At 33.5% G+C, this 17,293-nt stretch carries 35 protein-coding genes and 2 pseudogenes; 9 read left to right on the top strand and 28 right to left on the bottom strand.

Annotation, left to right across the window (positions count from 1 at the left end; all coding sequences use genetic code 11):
* Positions 1–51: 51 nt before the first annotated feature.
* The 7 genes from ACUXVC_RS11915 to ACUXVC_RS11885 all read right to left on the bottom strand — a co-directional run bounded on the left by ACUXVC_RS11915 (position 52) and on the right by ACUXVC_RS11885 (position 3,933).
* Positions 52–414 (bottom strand): HNH endonuclease, encoded by a 363-nt coding sequence (locus ACUXVC_RS11915; RefSeq protein WP_377901581.1) that lies wholly within the window; start codon positions 412–414, stop codon positions 52–54.
* Positions 415–713: 299 nt separating this feature from the next.
* Positions 714–926 carry a hypothetical protein gene (locus ACUXVC_RS11910; protein WP_000773600.1) on the bottom strand — a complete coding sequence of 71 codons (213 nt, stop codon included), beginning with the start codon at positions 924–926 and terminating at the stop codon, positions 714–716.
* A 23-nt stretch (positions 927–949) separates the two neighbouring features.
* Positions 950–1,204, bottom strand: coding sequence for a hypothetical protein (locus ACUXVC_RS11905; RefSeq protein WP_000002722.1), 255 nt, complete (start codon positions 1,202–1,204; stop codon positions 950–952).
* A gap of 406 nt (positions 1,205–1,610) precedes the next feature.
* Positions 1,611–2,441 carry a hypothetical protein gene (locus ACUXVC_RS11900; protein WP_446026073.1) on the bottom strand — a complete coding sequence of 277 codons (831 nt, stop codon included), beginning with the start codon at positions 2,439–2,441 and terminating at the stop codon, positions 1,611–1,613.
* A gap of 285 nt (positions 2,442–2,726) precedes the next feature.
* Positions 2,727–3,269 (bottom strand): tyrosine-type recombinase/integrase, encoded by a 543-nt coding sequence (locus tag ACUXVC_RS11895; RefSeq protein ID WP_001055140.1) that lies wholly within the window; start codon positions 3,267–3,269, stop codon positions 2,727–2,729.
* Positions 3,266–3,739: an ArpU family phage packaging/lysis transcriptional regulator gene (locus ACUXVC_RS11890; protein ID WP_377901578.1), complete on the bottom strand. Its 474-nt coding sequence runs from the start codon at positions 3,737–3,739 to the stop codon at positions 3,266–3,268. The genes ACUXVC_RS11895 and ACUXVC_RS11890 overlap by 4 nt, the downstream gene beginning before the upstream one ends.
* Before the next feature lie 23 nt (positions 3,740–3,762).
* Positions 3,763–3,933 carry a hypothetical protein gene (locus ACUXVC_RS11885; RefSeq protein WP_046945208.1) on the bottom strand — a complete coding sequence of 57 codons (171 nt, stop codon included), beginning with the start codon at positions 3,931–3,933 and terminating at the stop codon, positions 3,763–3,765.
* 191 nt (positions 3,934–4,124) lie between these two features.
* On the opposite strand from ACUXVC_RS11885, the gene ACUXVC_RS11880 reads away from it, so the two are divergent.
* Positions 4,125–4,721 (top strand): hypothetical protein, encoded by a 597-nt coding sequence (locus tag ACUXVC_RS11880; RefSeq protein ID WP_213744877.1) that lies wholly within the window; start codon positions 4,125–4,127, stop codon positions 4,719–4,721.
* Between the two features lie 136 nt (positions 4,722–4,857).
* On the top strand, positions 4,858–5,022 hold the full coding sequence (locus ACUXVC_RS11875; RefSeq protein ID WP_000140899.1) for a hypothetical protein: 165 nt from the start codon (positions 4,858–4,860) through the stop codon (positions 5,020–5,022).
* A 307-nt stretch (positions 5,023–5,329) separates the two neighbouring features.
* Here ACUXVC_RS11875 and ACUXVC_RS11870 read toward each other — a convergent pair.
* The 3 genes and pseudogenes from ACUXVC_RS11870 to ACUXVC_RS11860 all read right to left on the bottom strand — a co-directional run.
* Positions 5,330–5,602: pseudogene (locus ACUXVC_RS11870) on the bottom strand (hypothetical protein); the annotation flags it as partial.
* Positions 5,603–5,633: 31 nt separating this feature from the next.
* On the bottom strand, positions 5,634–5,807 hold the full coding sequence (locus ACUXVC_RS11865) for a hypothetical protein (protein WP_242292702.1): 174 nt from the start codon (positions 5,805–5,807) through the stop codon (positions 5,634–5,636).
* A 36-nt stretch (positions 5,808–5,843) separates the two neighbouring features.
* Positions 5,844–6,110: a hypothetical protein gene (locus ACUXVC_RS11860; protein WP_446026072.1), complete on the bottom strand. Its 267-nt coding sequence runs from the start codon at positions 6,108–6,110 to the stop codon at positions 5,844–5,846.
* A gap of 125 nt (positions 6,111–6,235) precedes the next feature.
* Here ACUXVC_RS11860 and ACUXVC_RS11855 point away from each other — a divergent pair, with 125 nt between their 5' ends.
* The 3 genes and pseudogenes from ACUXVC_RS11855 to ACUXVC_RS11845 all read left to right on the top strand — a co-directional run.
* The gene (locus ACUXVC_RS11855; protein ID WP_446026071.1) at positions 6,236–6,703 is read left to right on the top strand and encodes an epimerase; all 468 of its coding nucleotides are present in this window, start codon (positions 6,236–6,238) and stop codon (positions 6,701–6,703) included.
* Between the two features lie 464 nt (positions 6,704–7,167).
* Entirely contained in the window at positions 7,168–7,362 is a 195-nt protein-coding gene (locus ACUXVC_RS11850) for a hypothetical protein (RefSeq protein ID WP_226368707.1), read from the top strand.
* Between the two features lie 257 nt (positions 7,363–7,619).
* A pseudogene (locus ACUXVC_RS11845) lies at positions 7,620–7,676 on the top strand (exosporium leader peptide-containing protein); the annotation flags it as partial.
* A gap of 17 nt (positions 7,677–7,693) precedes the next feature.
* On the opposite strand, the gene ACUXVC_RS11840 reads toward ACUXVC_RS11845, so the two are convergent.
* Together ACUXVC_RS11840 and ACUXVC_RS11835 are read right to left on the bottom strand one after the other, a co-directional pair.
* On the bottom strand, positions 7,694–8,005 hold the full coding sequence (locus ACUXVC_RS11840; RefSeq protein WP_446026070.1) for a hypothetical protein: 312 nt from the start codon (positions 8,003–8,005) through the stop codon (positions 7,694–7,696).
* Between the two features lie 45 nt (positions 8,006–8,050).
* Positions 8,051–8,266 carry a hypothetical protein gene (locus tag ACUXVC_RS11835; protein ID WP_000237382.1) on the bottom strand — a complete coding sequence of 72 codons (216 nt, stop codon included), beginning with the start codon at positions 8,264–8,266 and terminating at the stop codon, positions 8,051–8,053.
* A 259-nt stretch (positions 8,267–8,525) separates the two neighbouring features.
* Between ACUXVC_RS11835 and ACUXVC_RS11830 the strand changes: the two genes are divergently transcribed.
* Together ACUXVC_RS11830 and ACUXVC_RS11825 are read left to right on the top strand one after the other, a co-directional pair.
* The gene (locus tag ACUXVC_RS11830) at positions 8,526–9,056 is read left to right on the top strand and encodes a GNAT family N-acetyltransferase (protein ID WP_197324387.1); all 531 of its coding nucleotides are present in this window, start codon (positions 8,526–8,528) and stop codon (positions 9,054–9,056) included.
* Positions 9,057–9,191: 135 nt separating this feature from the next.
* A complete protein-coding gene (locus ACUXVC_RS11825; RefSeq protein WP_153217940.1) occupies positions 9,192–9,491 on the top strand; it encodes a hypothetical protein in 300 nt (99 codons plus the stop codon).
* Here the strand turns inward: ACUXVC_RS11825 and ACUXVC_RS11820 are convergent.
* The 13 genes from ACUXVC_RS11820 to ACUXVC_RS11760 form a co-directional block, all read right to left on the bottom strand.
* Positions 9,478–9,747, bottom strand: a complete 270-nt coding sequence (locus ACUXVC_RS11820) for a hypothetical protein (protein WP_328039675.1) — start codon at positions 9,745–9,747, stop codon at positions 9,478–9,480. The two genes, ACUXVC_RS11825 and ACUXVC_RS11820, sit on opposite strands and share 14 nt — an antisense overlap.
* 37 nt (positions 9,748–9,784) lie before the next feature.
* The gene (locus tag ACUXVC_RS11815) at positions 9,785–10,240 is read right to left on the bottom strand and encodes a nucleoside triphosphate pyrophosphohydrolase family protein (protein WP_341290989.1); all 456 of its coding nucleotides are present in this window, start codon (positions 10,238–10,240) and stop codon (positions 9,785–9,787) included.
* Between the two features lie 19 nt (positions 10,241–10,259).
* On the bottom strand, positions 10,260–10,511 hold the full coding sequence (locus ACUXVC_RS11810) for a hypothetical protein (protein WP_000109490.1): 252 nt from the start codon (positions 10,509–10,511) through the stop codon (positions 10,260–10,262).
* A gap of 25 nt (positions 10,512–10,536) precedes the next feature.
* The gene (locus tag ACUXVC_RS11805; protein WP_000717826.1) at positions 10,537–10,704 is read right to left on the bottom strand and encodes a DUF3954 domain-containing protein; all 168 of its coding nucleotides are present in this window, start codon (positions 10,702–10,704) and stop codon (positions 10,537–10,539) included.
* An 18-nt stretch (positions 10,705–10,722) separates the two neighbouring features.
* Positions 10,723–11,082 carry a cell division protein SepF gene (locus tag ACUXVC_RS11800; protein ID WP_446026069.1) on the bottom strand — a complete coding sequence of 120 codons (360 nt, stop codon included), beginning with the start codon at positions 11,080–11,082 and terminating at the stop codon, positions 10,723–10,725.
* Positions 11,075–11,353 carry an AbrB/MazE/SpoVT family DNA-binding domain-containing protein gene (locus ACUXVC_RS11795; protein ID WP_446026068.1) on the bottom strand — a complete coding sequence of 93 codons (279 nt, stop codon included), beginning with the start codon at positions 11,351–11,353 and terminating at the stop codon, positions 11,075–11,077. The genes ACUXVC_RS11800 and ACUXVC_RS11795 overlap by 8 nt, the downstream gene beginning before the upstream one ends.
* Before the next feature lie 16 nt (positions 11,354–11,369).
* Positions 11,370–11,564: a hypothetical protein gene (locus ACUXVC_RS11790; RefSeq protein ID WP_340720160.1), complete on the bottom strand. Its 195-nt coding sequence runs from the start codon at positions 11,562–11,564 to the stop codon at positions 11,370–11,372.
* 15 nt (positions 11,565–11,579) lie between these two features.
* Positions 11,580–12,455, bottom strand: a complete 876-nt coding sequence (locus ACUXVC_RS11785; RefSeq protein WP_340720161.1) for an ATP-binding protein — start codon at positions 12,453–12,455, stop codon at positions 11,580–11,582.
* On the bottom strand, positions 12,394–13,281 hold the full coding sequence (locus ACUXVC_RS11780; protein ID WP_446026067.1) for a DnaD domain-containing protein: 888 nt from the start codon (positions 13,279–13,281) through the stop codon (positions 12,394–12,396). The genes ACUXVC_RS11785 and ACUXVC_RS11780 overlap by 62 nt, the downstream gene beginning before the upstream one ends.
* A 6-nt stretch (positions 13,282–13,287) precedes the next feature.
* A complete protein-coding gene (locus tag ACUXVC_RS11775) occupies positions 13,288–13,464 on the bottom strand; it encodes a hypothetical protein (RefSeq protein WP_446026066.1) in 177 nt (58 codons plus the stop codon).
* Positions 13,465–13,493: 29 nt separating this feature from the next.
* The gene (locus ACUXVC_RS11770; protein ID WP_446026065.1) at positions 13,494–13,658 is read right to left on the bottom strand and encodes a hypothetical protein; all 165 of its coding nucleotides are present in this window, start codon (positions 13,656–13,658) and stop codon (positions 13,494–13,496) included.
* Positions 13,658–13,924: a helix-turn-helix domain-containing protein gene (locus tag ACUXVC_RS11765; RefSeq protein ID WP_446026064.1), complete on the bottom strand. Its 267-nt coding sequence runs from the start codon at positions 13,922–13,924 to the stop codon at positions 13,658–13,660. Before ACUXVC_RS11765 ends, ACUXVC_RS11770 begins: the two co-directional genes overlap by 1 nt.
* A gap of 83 nt (positions 13,925–14,007) precedes the next feature.
* The gene (locus tag ACUXVC_RS11760; RefSeq protein WP_446026063.1) at positions 14,008–14,247 is read right to left on the bottom strand and encodes a helix-turn-helix domain-containing protein; all 240 of its coding nucleotides are present in this window, start codon (positions 14,245–14,247) and stop codon (positions 14,008–14,010) included.
* A 227-nt stretch (positions 14,248–14,474) separates the two neighbouring features.
* On the opposite strand from ACUXVC_RS11760, the gene ACUXVC_RS11755 reads away from it, so the two are divergent.
* Positions 14,475–14,819 (top strand): helix-turn-helix domain-containing protein, encoded by a 345-nt coding sequence (locus ACUXVC_RS11755; protein ID WP_048558219.1) that lies wholly within the window; start codon positions 14,475–14,477, stop codon positions 14,817–14,819.
* A 13-nt stretch (positions 14,820–14,832) separates the two neighbouring features.
* Here ACUXVC_RS11755 and ACUXVC_RS11750 read toward each other — a convergent pair whose 3' ends face one another.
* From ACUXVC_RS11750 to ACUXVC_RS11740, 3 genes are all read right to left on the bottom strand, one after another.
* Positions 14,833–14,955, bottom strand: coding sequence for a hypothetical protein (locus tag ACUXVC_RS11750; RefSeq protein ID WP_255295443.1), 123 nt, complete (start codon positions 14,953–14,955; stop codon positions 14,833–14,835).
* 129 nt (positions 14,956–15,084) lie between these two features.
* Complete coding sequence (locus ACUXVC_RS11745) at positions 15,085–15,237, bottom strand: hypothetical protein (RefSeq protein WP_173602714.1); 153 nt, start codon at positions 15,235–15,237, stop codon at positions 15,085–15,087.
* 32 nt (positions 15,238–15,269) lie between these two features.
* On the bottom strand, positions 15,270–16,412 hold the full coding sequence (locus ACUXVC_RS11740) for an AimR family lysis-lysogeny pheromone receptor (RefSeq protein ID WP_446026062.1): 1,143 nt from the start codon (positions 16,410–16,412) through the stop codon (positions 15,270–15,272).
* A 498-nt stretch (positions 16,413–16,910) separates the two neighbouring features.
* Here ACUXVC_RS11740 and ACUXVC_RS11735 point away from each other — a divergent pair, with 498 nt between their 5' ends.
* The gene (locus ACUXVC_RS11735) at positions 16,911–17,264 is read left to right on the top strand and encodes a helix-turn-helix domain-containing protein (protein WP_048558286.1); all 354 of its coding nucleotides are present in this window, start codon (positions 16,911–16,913) and stop codon (positions 17,262–17,264) included.
* Positions 17,265–17,293 lie beyond the last annotated feature (29 nt).

Raw genomic sequence — 17,293 nt, 5'->3', positions numbered from 1 at the left:
GGGGGCATCCGGTCTGGGAGAAAACGGCTCTGAACAATAAAAGGAGGGGGGCTATATAAATTCTTTGTTCGCTTTTACTTTTACGAACTGAATCTTTCTTTTATTTTTCTTTTTCCCTCCACCCTTTTCAGGATGTTCTTTGTTGTGACATGAATTACATAAACTAATTAAGTTATCTAATGTTAATGCAAGTTCAGGATATTCACTTCTTTCTTTGATATGATGGACCATATCAGCAGGTACTGGTATCAATGGATCATGCTTCATACACTCTTGACAACGGTAGCTGTCTCGTATCAATACTAACTCTCTACACCTTCGCCACGCTGTGCTATCATAGAACTTCTTCGCTTCTTTATCCCGTTTGTATTTATCGTAGAACTTTCGTTGTTTCTTGGTGTTATATTCATTCACTATCCTTTACCTCGATCGTGCCTGTATCAATCCGCTTCTCTCGGTGTTGAATATCAAGGCATTTCTCACAGTAGAAAGTAGCCGATACATCTATACCATAACGATTAGCATCCGAGTAGAAAGAATTAGTCTCGCTATCTAGTATTTGGTACTTATGCTCACACATCTACCTCACCTCATTTAAAAGAATATTCTGTTATATATTTACAAATAAATACGTGTTGTTATAATGAAATTAACATTGCCATCAGGAAAAGTGATTCGCACCCCAAAGCGAGTTTCTTTTCCTTTTTTTATGGCTACTTTACCAAGAATTCATCCACCGCTTTACCAAGCAAACTAATCATAGCTTCTCTCTTTTGCTTTGGTGTTGTATTATCTTGCATTTCATTAAAGATAGGAAGTACACTTTCTAATTTCTTTTTATCGATGTGTTCATTTACAAGGTCTTGTCCTAGCATTGAAATAAATGTACCAATTGCAACCGCTTGTTCTTGTTTATTTAGTTTCATTAGCTATCTCCCCCTACATTTCCTTAACATGATTTTGAAGCTATTTCCCTTTCTGTTTCCGTAATTCTCGTAATACCTTCAGCTATTTTCCTTCCGTTTATAAGAACAGGAACATCTATTTTAATCACATCATTCTTATTTGTGAATTTCCCCATAACCTTTTCTAATTTCTCTAACGCTTCCGCGCATTCATTTGCAGCTTCTGTTACTTCCTTAATGCCTTCTAATGCTTCAGTTGTATCAGCAGTTACTTCAATAATTAATTTGTTATTAGCCATTTTGTGAATCCTCCTCAAAAATAAAAAGCACCCGTATGGATGCTTTGAAATAGGTTATTACTTTGTACATTAATTCCGGTACGTGAATTTTTATCCTTATTCCAATCACCTAATAATGAACCGCTGATATGCATCAACAATATTAAGTAACTGGAAGAAGAGCAAAAGCTCTCCTTAATAAAGGTATCATTCAATCGTTACCATCTGCTGGTTTCGGATTTTATGTGCCTTCATTATGAAACCGTTTAGACAACATATAGATTATAAAGGAATCTTTATGAGTTGTGTTTTCCGCCACTTCTCACAATACAAATATAACATGTTAAAAAACAAAAATAGTCCGTAAATAGTTCGCGAATCGTCCGCGATTTGTTCATTCTATCAAGCAATTAAACATTTAAATATCTCATTCATCATAATGATAATGGTGATGATAATGATGGTGTTCTACCTTTTGAACCGGAACTGGTTGAAAAGCTTTCCAAGTCCCTATCGTCGTTAGGATAAAACCTAAATATGTCATTACTTTCTCGATATCTTCCTCCAAAAGAGTACTCGACATCAAAATAATAATAAGTCCCATTGTTAGCTTATAACATAGACTCTTCAACTTACTATCTGATATGACATTAAGAACTTCTTCTTCTATTAATACTTCACGCAGATTGGCTTGTTCAATTGTCCGATTCAATTCTTCATAATATAGGTTTGACTCCCTCCCATCCATTTCATAAATTGATCTCACCAGGCTGTCGTTCATCATTTCAATTTTTCGTATTGATTCCAAATTTAAAGATTGTATTGATGCGAGCGTTTTACTCATAAACTTCGGTATTTCTAATCGATTCAATGTTGCGAATGTTTCATTCATTTGCTTCGGTATTTCTAATCGATTCAATGTTGCGAGTGTTTCACTCATTTGCTTCGGTATTTCTAATCGATTCAATGTTGCGAGTGTTTCACTCATTTGCTTCGGTATTTCTAATCGATTCAATGTTGCGAGTGTTTCACTCATTTGCTTCGGTATTTCTAATCGATTCAATGTTGCAAGTGTTTCACTCATTTGCTTTGGTATTTCTAATCGATTCAATGTTGCGAGTGTTTCACTCATTTGCTTCGGTATTTCTAATCGATTCAATGTTGCGAGTGTCTCACTCATTTGCTTCGGTATTTCTAATCGATGTACTGCCATCAAAGTTTCATCTGCACTACTTGATTTATTAGGTTTATCGTTCAAGCTATCCCCTCCGGCATTCTATTTCAGTTTCTTCTTTCATTACACCAAATTACATTTTTAATTTTACCACCTTTAAATAGATTAAAAAAATGCTATATTTTCTACATGTTTTTTATCATTTAATATTAATAATCATTAAAAATGAATTCACTATAAACCATAGAGTGTTGAATTGGCCTATTCCGTTTTTCCCTAGAGTAACAAGGCTTTGTTTTAATTCTTCAAAATGAATTTGACACTTTTCTTTTGTAGCTAATTCAAAAAAGACCTAAAAAATATAGGTCTCTAGATTTTAAATTTCTTTTGATAATCATTTAGCGTATCTTGTTCTATCCCAATGTATCTTAGTGTTTCTTTTTGATCTGTATGGTTGAGCATTTGTTGTAACACTGCTACATCTTTAAACTGCTTATAGTGATGGTATCCATACGTTTTTCGGAGAGAATGCGTTCCAATACGTTCTAAACCAAACTCTTTTGCTGCTTGGTTTAATATGACGTAGGCCATAGATCGAGTGATTGGCTTATTCTTACCATTCCTACTCTTAATAAGAAATTCATTTTTCGGTCGCCCCTTCGCATACTCACGTATTGCCTTCTTTAATTCTGGAGGCATCTTCACTTCCTTTACCTTCTTTGTTTTCTTTTCACGAATAAAGATACTCCAACCCTCCACATCACGAATACGAAGACGTAATATATCCGATATGCGTAATCCTGTATTAATACCAAGAAGGAACAGAATGTAGTTTCTTTCATTCTGCTCCTTGAAAAACTCCTTCATTTCCTGAATTGCTTCCCTGTCTCTAATAGGCTGAACAAGATTCATACATTCTTCACCCCCTCCTTACATTTTGTTTTCTTCTTGTATACTTCCACTTTTAGATTAAACGCTAAACGTAGTAACGCTGAACCTTTTAACTTATAATACTTTGTTTTTCCTACGCCTAATTCAAGCCAAATATTTAAGTCTGATTCAATTTCTTCTTCCATATAACTTTTAAAAATAATATATCTTTCATCAGGTTTTAGCGTATTCACAGCTTGATGTATCCAATCCATGTATTCTTTTCTTTGCTGCTCTAATTCAATTCGTTCAATAGCAATATCTTCAGTAGAACTATGAAACTGATTTGTAAATGACGGAGGAACCTCTGAAAACATTGTCGTTACTTTCGGCATTAAATTACTTGGCAATGTATTCAAATACTCACGATAACTCCCCAGTACTTCTTCTACCGCTTTCTTTGTTTTCTTTGTATCTACAACTGGCATATTAAAAAACAACTGTTCTCTCATTTTGAGTTCCTCCTTAATTATTTTTACTTTTGTCTTAGTGCTCCACGTCTACGCTCATAGCGTGGCCCACGAATTCCCATTAAATCTTCAATGTCACGAGTACTTAATTTTTCTTTTCGCTTTTTCTTGTTTTTCTTCTTTGCTTGATTCGATTGCTTTTTCCATTCACGTAGCTGATCCTTTAACACCTTCATTTCCCCATCTCCCTTTTCAAAATAAAAAGGACACCTATTCCTAAAACAGCTTTAATTGCTGCTTTAATGAATTGGTGTCCTCTAGTTTTCTAGCCGGACTTTATTCGTTTTTCATCCCATGTTATATCTAATATGAATATTTTGTTAAATCTCCTTTCATATCGTATAATTGTTATGAAAGGAGATATATAATGTATAACTTTTTTATAGAAAATTGGTCCTCTATACTTAGATATGGTTTACCTATTGTTATTTCATTGGCATCATTTATTATTTCACTCATTACATATCGTGCAAATAAAAAATCCTTAGATGTTACCTTCGAGGAGCAATTAATGAAAATTGAATCAATTAGCACCCGGAATTTCACTATTGAAAATAAAGATGACATTTATATCTGTTTTTTAAAGATAGTGAATCCCTCTCCATCAGATATTGCCTACTTCGATTTAGTCGTTATTGATACGCATAATCCTGGTAACAGTATCGGTATTTATAATCAATTAAGTCTAAAAATGTACGATGAAGACATGTCTTACTATAAATACGAAACATCGGAAGGTGTAGCCAATTTAAATGCACCTCCCTCAAATTACGGGGTATTTAAATCTAATAGTTTTACTCGATTAGATGTAGCATTCACACCTTCACCTACTACCAAGGAAGTTATTGTTACATTCAAGGTAGCTATTAAATCTAAAATAATAAATCCATACGCTAATTACCGAAAAAATTTCAAATTCTATTCCATGAAATATCAAATTAGAGATAGTTATATAAATAACTAATATAAAAAATTCTAGCCTTCCAAATTTGGAGGGTTTTTTAATTATATATTTTTTACAAAAGGATTATTTCGTTAAGTTTCTATAAAATGGTAATTAGTATATAATTAAATTATTAAAATATTAGGTGGTGATGCAAATGACTGAAACAATCCGAATTGCTCTTTTCACTCTTGTAGGAATCAGTGCTTTATTCTCTGTAATTAAAGAATTTCAAAAACCAGAAAAAAGAAAATTTTGGATTACATTTGAAACTTTAGTTCTAATCGGGGCAGCCTGGATGTTAATAGGACTTCTCATGTAACCTACTTAATTAGTAACCCCCCTGAATAAAACTCAATATTCCGTCAATACTACAAACAACCCATTAAGTTACTTTCTCCTTGTTTCCCCTTGGAGAACCGAGCAGTTAGCTTTTGCTAGCTGCTTTTTTGCAGTACAGGTACCCATTTACTTTAATATGAATAAACTATCTTGAACCTTTTTTCAGGCATTCATTGGTTCATAACTTACAAACATAACCCCAATACACAGAATATTTTTTAAGCGAGTGCTCTATTATAAGTGCTCGTTTTATTTTGGCGTTTTTCTACAAAATGAAATTTTTCTTGTAATCTGCCTCTGTATATCTTCTTGATATCAATTTCACTGAATCCCTTATACACCGTAAACACTTCAGTAAACTCACTTAAACACATGTCGATGATCATGTCATCAGTCGTTCTAACGTAAAAGTATTTAAGCTCACCCAAGTAATCGTTGTGTAGGTAATAACTCCTAACCTCGCAATGATAGCCGTTAGTTCCCAAGACTTCGTATAGTTTATTTTTTGTTTCATCCATATCAAATATTGATAACTGGCCTTCGATCTCCACTACTTCCATTACAGTTTCCCCTTTCGATTTGACTGAAATGTTATTTTTTATCCTTGTACTCCATCTCTACAAATTCAGCCAAATCAATTCCTTTCATTATCAATTCTTCTAGAAAGTAAAATGCTTCTTGTTCCCCTTCATTTTCTCTTACATTTTGAAACTGTAATTTTTGTTCTTCATCTAATTCAAATGTTACTTTTGCTTCTACAACCATCATTCATCCTCCTTAGTTATTAAAATGAAGTTTTTATTAAAATATTTGATACGCCTTACAAATCCACGCCTCATCCTCAGTGTCTTCTGCATCATCATCCAGGAAAATCTCTATTCTTAATTTCATTCCATTTTCCATAACTACAATGCACTCATGTGAATTATCAAGATGACTAGTTTTCTCATCATAATCATCTACCATTTGTCCCCACTTACTAGGAAAACTATCATAGAAGTGTTCTATTGCACCTCCTACATCCAAATGATCACCATACGTATTTTCATAAACTAATTTTTCTTCCATTTTCATTCTCCTTTTCTAACAAAATAGCGTTTTTGTTTAAATCCACTTTTTTAACTGTGGCTTTGCTAACACTTTTGTGCTAGAATCCACTAGGAAATCATTTTAAAATTATTTTTGGAGGCTTTATGAATAATCAAAACAACAATGAAACAAACAACATCAATAGAGTATTGGCAATTTTCCTAATAGTATCACCACTATTAATGCCTATCGTACTACCTACAGCCATAATTGTAGGAATGAAACAATGGATGCCTGATGAAGTTGAATACCCAAGTATAATGTCACTATTGACTTTATGTATTGGATTTTTCATAGTTGGAATCATCTTCTCTTTCTTATTACGCGTATTTAAACTATCTGAAGAAAAGCTAAAAGAATTAGGTTTCTTAGGATTTACAATTTCAATTGTTAGTACATTCCTGTCAATGTATGTCGGATATTTTTGGCTAGCAAAACTTAATTTCACAGCAGTGCAATTATCACCACATGCTGTATTAGCCTTTGCAATTTTATCTACAATTCTTTTAGAAGTAATATTTAAGCTGATTGATAAATTTGATACACTTGATACAAAAGAAACAATTGAATAGATATTAAAATGATTATCTTAGAGCACATATCAACATGTGCTCTTTTTTCTTTTGATTAAATAACGATTTTTTTATCACTTTTCCCATTAAATTTATCTGGTCCTTTTTTGTACAAACACTACTTTATTCAAAATTGCATATATTATTTTGAGAGGGCAGTTCACCTTCATAAATAAATAATGCTCCGAGAAAGAGCACTGTTCGAATGTGCTCTTTTTTCTATCCAATTTTAATAAGACAAAATAAATCATTCACCTTTTAATCGGACAAGCATATGTTATTGTATGGAGGCATCCACTCATAGGAATCACCCTTTCTTGTCAAAGAGCATACTTATATGCGTGCTCTTTTTCGTTTTTTATAAAATAAGGATTTTGTATAAAACTGCGTTATTAGCACAAGCCATTACCTTACATAAAGAATAAGGTATTTCTATATTCAGAATATGGAAAGGGATGTTAAACATGTTCTTTGCAGCTACGCTTTTAGACATTTACGAAATTGATGATGATTATCATATAACTTGTACATTAGATAATCATTCTAAATTTAACTTTGTAATTTCTAAAAATAAGGTGCATGGCACTCCATTTATAGGTGCACATATTTCAGGTGACTATGATGATAATAAAGAGATAACGAATATCTTTATTGGATAAATGACATACATTTTTGATATCAAACAAGAATTTCGATAAAATTGATTCACTTTTTATTAAAAAATTCATATCTTAAATGGACTTTAAAAAATTAAAAATATAGTTCTTGGTCCAATAGCACCATTAGGGCACATGGTGCTATTTTTGATTAAAATAACTATTTTGTTAAATTTCATAAATTTAACCGCTTGTCTATTTCACTTTTCTATATCATTGCATTTACTATTAGTAAAACGATTTTTTTGAGGTGAATTATATTGGACGAGTTTTTACCCTCCGCTGCACTAAATCCGGGTTCAATAGGACCTACACTCCCACCTGTTCCACCTTTTCAATTTCCTACTGGTCCCACTGGTTCAACGGGTGCTACTGGACCTACCGGTAACACTGGGCCTACTGGAAGTACTGGATTGACTGGACCCACTGGTAATACCGGACTGACTGGAAGTACTGGATTCACTGGACCGACTGGTGACACCGGGCCTACTGGTGACACTGGGCCTACTGGTAACACCGGGCCTACTGGTAACACCGGACCTACTGGTAACACCGGGCCTACTGGTAACACCGGGCCTACTGGACCGACTGGATTTAATCTTCCTGCTGGACCTGCATCTATTACCTTGACTTCTAACGACACCACAGCATGTGTATCTACTCAAGGAAATAATACTTTATTTTTTTCGGGTCAAGTATTAGTAAACGGTAATCCTACTCCAGGAGTAGTAGTCAGTTTTTCATTTAGTAACCCTTCTCTTGCTTTTATGGTTCCTCTTGCTGTCATTACCAATGCTTCTGGTAACTTTACCGCTGTATTTCTAGCAGCTGATGGGCCTGGAACAGTAACCGTTACCGCTTCACTTCTTGATTCTCCTGGAACAATGGCTAACGTCACTATCACCATTGTAAATTGTCCGTAATGGTTTTATTTTTAAGGACTTAGCAATTTCTGATAAAAAGAGCACTGATTTATAGTGCTCTTTATTATCATTGGGATGTTCCTTTCAAATGAAACCTCATAATACCCAACTAAAATAACGCTTTTGTTCAATTTAGTAATTTTTTGTATAATAAGAGTTAACTAATCCAGAAGGGACTGAATTATGCGCAGATATCAATATTTTTAATCTACCTATCACAACAACATAATGGAGGTAAAAGTATTGATTACAGAACTACACACACAAAGATTGCATTTAAGACAAATGAAAGAATCAGATTCATTAAGCTTATTTAGAATATGGTCTGATCCTGACGTTACAAAATTCATGAATATAAGTAATTTCACTGATGAAAACCAAGCGAAAGATATGATTCATTTTCTCAATGAACTAACTCAAAATAATAAAGCTATGCGTTTTACTATTATTGAGAAAGAGTCTAATCAAATCATCGGTTCATGTGGTTATAATTCCTTAGATTTCGAAAATTTAAAGACTGAGATTGGCTATGATGTTTCGAAAGCATTTTGGGGCAAAGGTTATGCCCCTGAAGCGAGTTCTGCTCTATTAGATTACGCTTTTACACATTTGAAACTAAATCGTGTCGAAGCAAAAGTTGAACCTGAAAATCTGAACTCCATAAAAGTATTACAAAAATTACAATTCACTTTTGAAGGAACTCTAAGAAAAAGCGAAATATCAGCTGGGAAGCTTATCGATTTAAATATCTATTCGAAATTGATAACAGATTAATTTTAGTCCCACGGCCTATACTATATTGAGGTATAGGCTTCTTTAATTTTTATACAAAATTCAAATTTTATTGTTTTTTTAATGCCCCCCTTCCAATATTGCTGTAAAATCTATTATTGGAAGGAGGTGGAATATATGATAATTATCAACATGCTTGATGGTGAAAAAATTGAAATCCATAAAGATACTATCTTAATTGGACTCAATAATGCTCCACGTACTGATAAACCCTATGAACGATTATTTTATCTTCAGCAAATGTACATAGGTAATTTGCAAGGTGATTTCGAAAAAGAAGGCTCTGCGATTTCTACCTCAGACGAAAGATTAGGAATTGGCGGATTCCTTCTTTCTCATGATATGTTTTCAATTGGTGATGGCAGTGATGCAACTTTATACCTTACATCAGCTGTTAAATCTATCAGCGTAGTCTAATATTGTGCCAGCGTGCTAGCTTATGAGCTAGTACGCTATTTTCTTTTTCTAATCCCTTTAATAAATCAATGCATTTATTATTAAATTCATTTCTTGCCTGTACCTCATCTTCTGGTACAAGTACAGATACAGATCCTTCAGGCTCATTTTTATATTGAACATTGGAATATACGTTTCGATAGTAATCGTTCATTTGTGGAACTTGACCATCTAATGTTTTCGCTCGAAATACTTCAATCATTTTCTTTTTTTCCATTTCTCATCATCCTTTATTTAGAAATTTATATTTGGTCTTACTTCACATCTACACGTGCTTGACTTGCTTCTCGACTAAAACCATCCGGATACCTTTTAGCTAATTTTGCAATATTCATTTGAGCAATATCTTCTAAGGTATACCCCATTTCGTGGGCCATAATGGAGAGATAGTACAAGATGTCCCCCAACTCTAAAGCTAATTTATGGGTATTCCCGTTCTCCTCTCCTAAACAATGAGCCGGATCAAATCCATGGCCATGGAAAATAGCTTTTTTTACAATATCAGCAACCTCACCAGATTCCCCTGAAAGTCCTAATGCTGCATTTAAAACACGTCCACCAAAATCCTGATTTGTATTCCATGTACATAATGCCGCTTCTTGATATTGATCTAATTCACAAGTTTGATTGTTGTTCATTAAGGCTTGTCCTTCGTTTGATTTACTGATTAATTTAGTTACTTCCAAAACACCGTTTTTCATTGCTTTCATTTTGATTTCCCCTTCCTATTTAGCAAATTCCTAATCCTATCGGACGATTTTCAATTAAATACTTATCCGCTTGATCTATTACAAGAAGCGCAACTTCCGCTTGGTGTCTCCTTAACGCTTTTGCCATCTTCGGTAAGCTCATACCTTGACTCCACATTTCACGAAACCGTACTACATCTCTTTCATCCCAAATGAAGTTAGCTTCTTCTAAAGCGATGTATATTTTTAAACGTGATTCCTTCATCGCTTCATGATTTCTTGCTACACTCATAAGCGAACCTACTTTCTAAAAATGATTATTTTATCTTTTCAGTAAACTTAGTATCCACACGATCAACTTTACCGTTTACCCAAACCGCAACTTGCTCACCGAATCCGCTCATTGGTGGATTGACTGCTGTAACATTTCCGTCTTTCACTATTAAAAGTTTATTGCTGCTAACATCAATTTCTATTTTTTTCATATGTCCCTCTCCCTTTTACTACCGCATGTACTCGACAACATCAGGTTTAAATCCACTTCCTAAGTAAATCCGTACCGGAATTGTTTCTTTTTTATCCCTTGCTGCCTTACACAATTCTTCAGCTGTATCCCAATTGAAAAACTTATCTACAGCTCTTTGAAATCTCCATATTGCCATTACATATTGTTCAAAGATGTCATAGCGATCATCTTGTTTAGTTGTGCGTGGTAATTCATCCGTACACTTTGCATTTCTTGGAATTTGGACACGTACATCTGCATATGAAACGCGTCCAGTTCCTTTCTTAACAGTGGCTTTCATTACATCGAATTCGCAAATTGCTGGCTCTAGATCAAAAATATTTAGTTGTTTAGCCATGTACCATTCCACTCTTTTCAAGAATGTCCAGTAATTCAGTTGCTCCTTCTTTACTTATAAACATTCTTCCATCCAGCAATTCAATGTTTGATTCAGAAACTTCGCCCGTTACAAAGCATGACTTTTGGTGTTTTCTTAAAACAATGTTTTCCCCTTCAACATGAAAACCTAATGCTGTACCTTCAGCAATTCCTAAAGTTCTGCGTAACTCTACTGGAATTACCACACGCCCTAGCTCGTCCACTTTTCTTGCAACACCTGTGTTTTTCATTCCTTGCTCCCCCTTGTTAACTTACTTTTTGTTGTTGATTCCGTTGCAACTCTTGTTTCATTGATTCGAATTTTATTAACCATGCTTGCCAACGCTTATCGTTTTCTTCTTGCTGTTGCTTTGCTACTTCACAATTACAACCGTTCGTTTCAATTACACCCGGATAAGTTTCTTTACGAATAATTCCTGTATTACGGCATAATGCACACATGCTTATTCCTCCTTATTAGAAACCTAAATTTGCAAGCCTTTGATCAGCTGTTGTGAATTTCAAAACCTTTGAATCACCTAATAAACGGCTAACTGTTTTAGCATCATATTTATTAAAAAGTTGTTTCCCAGTAAAGTTTGTAGTGGTAAATGTATTCATTCCTTGTCTAGCGTTTGATACTGCATATAAAAGACGTTGAATGAAATCAGATGCCTGTCTATTCGAATCCGTTGAACCGCTTTCTGCCCCAAGATCATCTAAAACTACGAAATCAGCTTGTCCAATTAATTGAACGAAATATTGAAGTGTATATTTACTGCTCTTATCATCAAAAGAATCCATAATCATTCTTGTTATTGCTTCTAATTCAACGTACAAGCAACTTTTCATAAGATGATAATTTTCTTCTTTTTGACTGATATCCCAAAAATATCGATTTAATTCATGGAGCATGCTGTATGCTAGGAAACTTTTTGCCGTCCCTTGATTTCCTGTAAATACAACTTTTCTAATTTCTCCGTTCTTTAAATCCTCCAAGGTTTCTTCTACAGCTTTCTTGTGACTAATCGTTTCATCACATCCGGTTCTGTAATCCGATAATCTTGAAAGAGGAATTTTCTTATTTGTAATAACACTAGCCTTTTCCAGCATGTTGAATTTCTGTAAACGGCTAATCTTCTTATAATGAGCGTTAGCTTGTTCTTCCAAAACCTTATCGTTTTGCTCAACTACACATCTTGGGCAAACAGGTTTTCCTTGATAAATAATCATTTGAATTGGCTTAATGATTGTTTGTCCACCTATTACATAGGAGTGATTCATACATTGATCAGAATGGTAATTCACCTTCGATTCCAGGGATTCCGCCAGTTTTTTCATTGGTGTTGCCATTTCTATTCGCTCCTTTTTTACCTTTGTTCTTAAACTCTATTTCTGCTGCATTAACATCAGCTAAAGTACGAATGTTTTTGTTAACCCACTGTTTTAAAATCCCTTCAGCATAATTCCATTTCTTCTGCTGTTTCAAAGCACGCTCCATAGCCGCCTGTACAAGTTCTTCGCTCGTATCGTTTACCCATTGCGAAATACTTTCGGCTATGAATGAATTTAAAATACCGAAGTTATTTTCGTAGAAAGAGAAGATATTACTACTACTTACATTCTCTGTAGTACTCTTTGTAGTAATCTCTGTATTTGTCTTTACTTTAAAGTCAGGAGCTTCATTACTTTCATGTGAAGAGGTACCTGATTTTGAAGTAACTACCCTCTTTACTTCAAAGTCAACAGGGTCTTCTTCGACTTGTTGATACATACTTGATATGCTTTTTATTTCACTTACTTTAGGCTCAACGAACATCACATTATTTAAAGTGATTTCATTTACAATAATTGTTCTAAATTCGATTACGATTAAGTTCATATCCACTAATAAGTCACAAGCTCGTTTAACTTGTAGTTTTGAAAATCCAAATGTTTCTGCTAATTGCTGATAGCTCTTTTGTAACTTATCTGATTTGAATTTTTTCTTATAAGTAACCTTGCCAGTATATTCATCTCGAATAACTGTAGGACGATACCAATAGACGATTTCACTCAATACCATAATTGCTACAATGTGAGGCTTACCATTACTAAAAGTGATGTAATTAAACCATTCATGATCCACTACATTACCTTTGAAATTTAATCCACCAATTTCAGTTACTACGTTTGCCATAAATATTTACCCCCTAATACAAACTGCCACATATGCTTGTCCACTTTTGATTATTCGTTGAATTTCATAATGCGGATAACCAAATTTGAAATACTGTTCAATCATTTCCTTTAATTCGTCCTTGCTCTCTGCTAAGTTCCAGAATTTATTAGGTAATAGCACTTGATATTCAGTTAAACGCATGTACTATTTCCCTACTTTCCGTGATATACTTATAACAAGTGTTTTTTCTTAAAGGACCCACTGCCATGGGTCTTTTTATTTTGTTCTACGTCACTCCAAGCCCATTGTTTTATTGGCTCATAAGTGATGTAAAGTAACCATGAACCGCATGCGATTAACATTTCAAATATGACTAATGATGTTGTATCTTCCACTAAATCACCTCCTTTTGTGTTTCAAGCCAAGCTTCTAAATCCTTTTGTAGGAAAAGTAGTTTACGCCCATCTCTAATCACTGGAAACTGTGGGTGGTTTGCTAATTCATACACTCGACAAACTGCTATGTTTAGATAAGCTGCCACTTCTTTCACTCTCATTACTTTATTTGGTTGTGCTTGTTGTTGAAATGCAGCTAATGCTGCTTGAATCTCCTCTCGAACAACTTCGCGGATTGATTCTTTAATAATTTGATCTAATCCCATATCGTTTTGCTCCTTCCCAAATTGTATTAAAGATAGCTAATCATACTAACCTTGGTGGCCATGCATTTATGTATGATATCGTCTCATTCTGCCTGCTCTTCTCCAGTTGTCAAAACGACAACATTTTGCTCAAAAAAAAGCTCATCTATCGATACTCCAAGCGCATTCGCTAAAGTAGGTATCTTTTCAGCATCCAATCTCCTTTTGCCATTTTCTATGAAAGAAATCGCTGAAGCATGCTTGAAATCAAGCTCTTTGGCTAGTTTTTCTTGTGTTATATTCTTTTGTTTGCGAATATCTCGAACTCTATTTCCGAATGTCATATCCGCCTCACCTCCCGTTGTTGTCGTTATGACAACTTCTTGATTTCATTATATGTTGTCATTTCGTAAATGTAAACCCCTTTTTGTCATTTCGTAAAAAATATTTTTACAGATAGTGAAATGTTGTCAAAAAGTATATATACTGTAAGTAGAGAATAATACTTTGCAATGCAAAACATTATGTATTACACAATCGGATCTTATTTATAAAGGGGAATAATAAAATTATGAACTTAAATGAAAGATTGAAAGCGTGTCGCGAAAAAAACGGTTACACACAAACTTTCATCTCTGAAAAATTAGACGTAAATAAAGCAACTTTATCTAGCTACGAATCAGGAAGACGTAAACCTGACTATGAGACACTAACTAAATTAGCAGACATATATGAGGTTTCTGTCGATTATTTATTGGGAAGAGCAATTCATGAGAAGTTAACAGTTAAAGAATCCGAGGAAATCGGTAAAGAAACTAACGAATGGATGAAACTGATTAACCAACTTTCAGAGGAAAACAAAGAGTTATTTAAATCAACAATACAAAGCTTTATATCAAAAAACAAAACTCCGTAAGACTTCTAATTGTCTACGGAGTTTTGTTTTGCTCTTTATCTTGTTCAGAAAGTTCTTTTAATAAATCACGTAAATTATCTGCACATATCCCCTCTGTTTTTTCCATCAATAAAACTTGATTGATCATATCTTCCATTTATCTTTCCCCCTACATCCTCTTTTAGTTATACACACACTGGAAAGTTTTTGACCATTTGGTCATTTACTTTCCAACCCTTATAAAGCACGAATGACGCTATCTTTATGATAGCGTCATTCTTTATTTTCAGCCGCCTCCTGCTCCAGGGTCGACCATCATTCTATATTCAATTGGAGTTTGAGATTGTTGGTTGGATTCTTTATCATTATGTATTGGTGTAAAACCTACACAGGCAATAATTGCTGCTGCTATTACTATTTTGATAGCTTTTAGCTTCAAATTAAATCACTCCCTTTTATATTTTCATTATATCATTTTAGGCATTCTCTTGGTAGCTGAGAATAGAAAAAATCCCCTAATTTTTCAAAATCTGCAATTGATTCTTCAAAAAACTTTTGATCTCCCGTTGCTAATCCTTTATAGTATTTTTGAATTGGACTTAACTTGTTATTTTCTTTTTCTAACTTATCTAGCAAAAATAAAGCTTGTTCTTTACGATCTGTTACAGCATATAAAAATGCTTCCTCGGCTATATCGGTAGGAGTTATATTTTCTAATCCCTTTCTCCAATAAATTTTCAAGAAATTAAGTGTGTTCTCTATAGCTTTTTTTCTAACTATACATTTTCGATTTGAAGGATTTTCTAATGTTAATATTCCTTGTTCAAAATAGTACTTGGCTATACTATAATCTTCAAATATATAAGTTTCTCCTAAAATACAATAAGATAGCGCCTTCATGCATTCGTATTTATTTAAAGGTTCATTTATGATTTCAAAACAATATTTTCTAGCATGTTCTAAATCATTTGCATGATGACTACTTGTAGCTAACATCTCTTTCGCTCTTAGTGTGAAAGAGGTTTTCAAAGTTCCTTTTTTTATATCTTCAATATACGGAATCAATTGTTTCGTATATTTCATAACCATTTTATGATCGTTAAAATTTAGATGTGAATATATTAACGCGAAGTCAGAAATTATCTTCAATTCATTAGTAGATATTTTCTTTGACTTTCTAAATTCATCAACCGCTCGAAAAAACTCATGTTTGTTTATAAATCCTTCGTTGCGCATTGATAGTAATTGGTATATTTCCGCCATCTTTTTGTTCAATCTTGCATTTTTGTTTGTATCATTATTATTAAAAATTTTAGAAATTAAAATCTTTTGCAATTCAAATTCACCATACATATTTAATACTTCAAGTCCTAATCTTTCGTTGTTAGGGGACATATATGCAAAAGACTTCATTAGCGATTCTCTTCTAAAATTAAGATTATTTGGTTCATACAATCTTAATGTTTCGACATAATGCATAAAATCAAACTTAGTACTTTGAGAAAAATAACTATTAACTGTAGTATGGCTAACATTAAATAAAGTTGCTAATTTGCGATTCGTGTAACCATTAGACTTTAAGTCTTCGTGCATCTTCTTCAATAATATTTCCATTTTGTCCTCCTTTGGACAAAAAGACACGTTACCCCATTTTCTTACATATAAAGGAGAACGTGTCACTTCCACTCTAAGTTGTGTTATAATAGTTATGTATAAGATCCGCGACAATGTTCCCTAGTCAGGTTAGGGGGCAGTGTAAGAGTGCTGGTAACACTACTTACACCGTGGGTCTTTTTTCACGTCCATCTATTTTATTTATTTTCATAATAACACAAATTTCCCAAAATTCGGTCATTCAGTAATCTGACAATTATTGAGAAAGTTCAAAAAACGCTATATATCAACGTTCTTCGTATTCAATGAAATAAAATATGCAATTTTGCATTTCGTGTTTTAAAGTCCCATATGCATATATTACCACTAATCGACCAAAAACAGAACATAAGTTCTTGTTTTTGGTTATTTATTTTTTGAAAACTAATCACAATACTAATAATGATTGTTTTACAATCAATTATAGTATGTTTAATACTTAAAGACTATACTCGAATTATGAAGGCGTTAGAATTGTTTGGTCAAAATTTAAAAAAGCTTAGAAAGTCTAAAGATTTAACACAAGAACAACTCGGTGAACAACTAAACCTCAGTCGAAATCAGATAAATAATTACGAGAATGCAATGTTTGAACCGAGTATGGAAACTCTTCTTCAAATCAGTTCGTTTTTCAATGTTTCGTTAGACCTACTTTGTAATGGTTATAGCGATACAAATGACGTATTGTTACGTAACACTCTCGAAGAAGTTCAACAAACGTATGCGGCGTTAGAAGAACCTAAACGAGAGCGTTTTTGCAAACAACTCGCGTTTTATTCTAAAGTCTTAGCGGAGACTGACGAATTGTTATGATTTGATTGTAGAAGAAATCATTTCCATTT

The sequence above is a fragment of the Bacillus sp. N6 genome (assembly GCF_052805735.1).
Note: the sequence above shows the minus strand (reverse complement) of the source record. Positions and strands in the feature narration are given on the sequence as shown.

Excerpts from the sequence above, each read along its gene's own strand:
- ACUXVC_RS11910 (WP_000773600.1), bottom strand. The coding sequence starts at position 926 with ATGAAACTAAATAAACAAGAACAAGCGGTTGCAATTGGTACATTTATT.
- ACUXVC_RS11905 (WP_000002722.1), bottom strand. The coding sequence starts at position 1,204 with ATGGCTAATAACAAATTAATTATTGAAGTAACTGCTGATACAACTGAA.
- ACUXVC_RS11895 (WP_001055140.1), bottom strand. The coding sequence starts at position 3,269 with ATGAATCTTGTTCAGCCTATTAGAGACAGGGAAGCAATTCAGGAAATG.
- ACUXVC_RS11890 (WP_377901578.1), bottom strand. The coding sequence starts at position 3,739 with ATGAGAGAACAGTTGTTTTTTAATATGCCAGTTGTAGATACAAAGAAA.
- ACUXVC_RS11885 (WP_046945208.1), bottom strand. The coding sequence starts at position 3,933 with ATGAAGGTGTTAAAGGATCAGCTACGTGAATGGAAAAAGCAATCGAAT.
- ACUXVC_RS11880 (WP_213744877.1), top strand. The coding sequence starts at position 4,125 with ATGTATAACTTTTTTATAGAAAATTGGTCCTCTATACTTAGATATGGT.
- ACUXVC_RS11875 (WP_000140899.1), top strand. The coding sequence starts at position 4,858 with ATGACTGAAACAATCCGAATTGCTCTTTTCACTCTTGTAGGAATCAGT.
- ACUXVC_RS11865 (WP_242292702.1), bottom strand. The coding sequence starts at position 5,807 with ATGGTTGTAGAAGCAAAAGTAACATTTGAATTAGATGAAGAACAAAAA.
- ACUXVC_RS11860 (WP_446026072.1), bottom strand. The coding sequence starts at position 6,110 with ATGGAAGAAAAATTAGTTTATGAAAATACGTATGGTGATCATTTGGAT.
- ACUXVC_RS11855 (WP_446026071.1), top strand. The coding sequence starts at position 6,236 with ATGAATAATCAAAACAACAATGAAACAAACAACATCAATAGAGTATTG.
- ACUXVC_RS11850 (WP_226368707.1), top strand. The coding sequence starts at position 7,168 with ATGTTCTTTGCAGCTACGCTTTTAGACATTTACGAAATTGATGATGAT.
- ACUXVC_RS11835 (WP_000237382.1), bottom strand. The coding sequence starts at position 8,266 with ATGGTGATAGTGACGTTAGCCATTGTTCCAGGAGAATCAAGAAGTGAA.
- ACUXVC_RS11825 (WP_153217940.1), top strand. The coding sequence starts at position 9,192 with ATGATAATTATCAACATGCTTGATGGTGAAAAAATTGAAATCCATAAA.
- ACUXVC_RS11820 (WP_328039675.1), bottom strand. The coding sequence starts at position 9,747 with ATGGAAAAAAAGAAAATGATTGAAGTATTTCGAGCGAAAACATTAGAT.
- ACUXVC_RS11815 (WP_341290989.1), bottom strand. The coding sequence starts at position 10,240 with ATGAAAGCAATGAAAAACGGTGTTTTGGAAGTAACTAAATTAATCAGT.
- ACUXVC_RS11810 (WP_000109490.1), bottom strand. The coding sequence starts at position 10,511 with ATGAGTGTAGCAAGAAATCATGAAGCGATGAAGGAATCACGTTTAAAA.
- ACUXVC_RS11805 (WP_000717826.1), bottom strand. The coding sequence starts at position 10,704 with ATGAAAAAAATAGAAATTGATGTTAGCAGCAATAAACTTTTAATAGTG.
- ACUXVC_RS11800 (WP_446026069.1), bottom strand. The coding sequence starts at position 11,082 with ATGGCTAAACAACTAAATATTTTTGATCTAGAGCCAGCAATTTGCGAA.
- ACUXVC_RS11795 (WP_446026068.1), bottom strand. The coding sequence starts at position 11,353 with ATGAAAAACACAGGTGTTGCAAGAAAAGTGGACGAGCTAGGGCGTGTG.
- ACUXVC_RS11790 (WP_340720160.1), bottom strand. The coding sequence starts at position 11,564 with ATGTGTGCATTATGCCGTAATACAGGAATTATTCGTAAAGAAACTTAT.
- ACUXVC_RS11785 (WP_340720161.1), bottom strand. The coding sequence starts at position 12,455 with ATGGCAACACCAATGAAAAAACTGGCGGAATCCCTGGAATCGAAGGTG.
- ACUXVC_RS11780 (WP_446026067.1), bottom strand. The coding sequence starts at position 13,281 with ATGGCAAACGTAGTAACTGAAATTGGTGGATTAAATTTCAAAGGTAAT.
- ACUXVC_RS11775 (WP_446026066.1), bottom strand. The coding sequence starts at position 13,464 with ATGCGTTTAACTGAATATCAAGTGCTATTACCTAATAAATTCTGGAAC.
- ACUXVC_RS11765 (WP_446026064.1), bottom strand. The coding sequence starts at position 13,924 with ATGGGATTAGATCAAATTATTAAAGAATCAATCCGCGAAGTTGTTCGA.
- ACUXVC_RS11760 (WP_446026063.1), bottom strand. The coding sequence starts at position 14,247 with ATGACATTCGGAAATAGAGTTCGAGATATTCGCAAACAAAAGAATATA.
- ACUXVC_RS11755 (WP_048558219.1), top strand. The coding sequence starts at position 14,475 with ATGAACTTAAATGAAAGATTGAAAGCGTGTCGCGAAAAAAACGGTTAC.
- ACUXVC_RS11750 (WP_255295443.1), bottom strand. The coding sequence starts at position 14,955 with ATGGAAGATATGATCAATCAAGTTTTATTGATGGAAAAAACAGAGGGG.
- ACUXVC_RS11740 (WP_446026062.1), bottom strand. The coding sequence starts at position 16,412 with ATGGAAATATTATTGAAGAAGATGCACGAAGACTTAAAGTCTAATGGT.
- ACUXVC_RS11735 (WP_048558286.1), top strand. The coding sequence starts at position 16,911 with ATGAAGGCGTTAGAATTGTTTGGTCAAAATTTAAAAAAGCTTAGAAAG.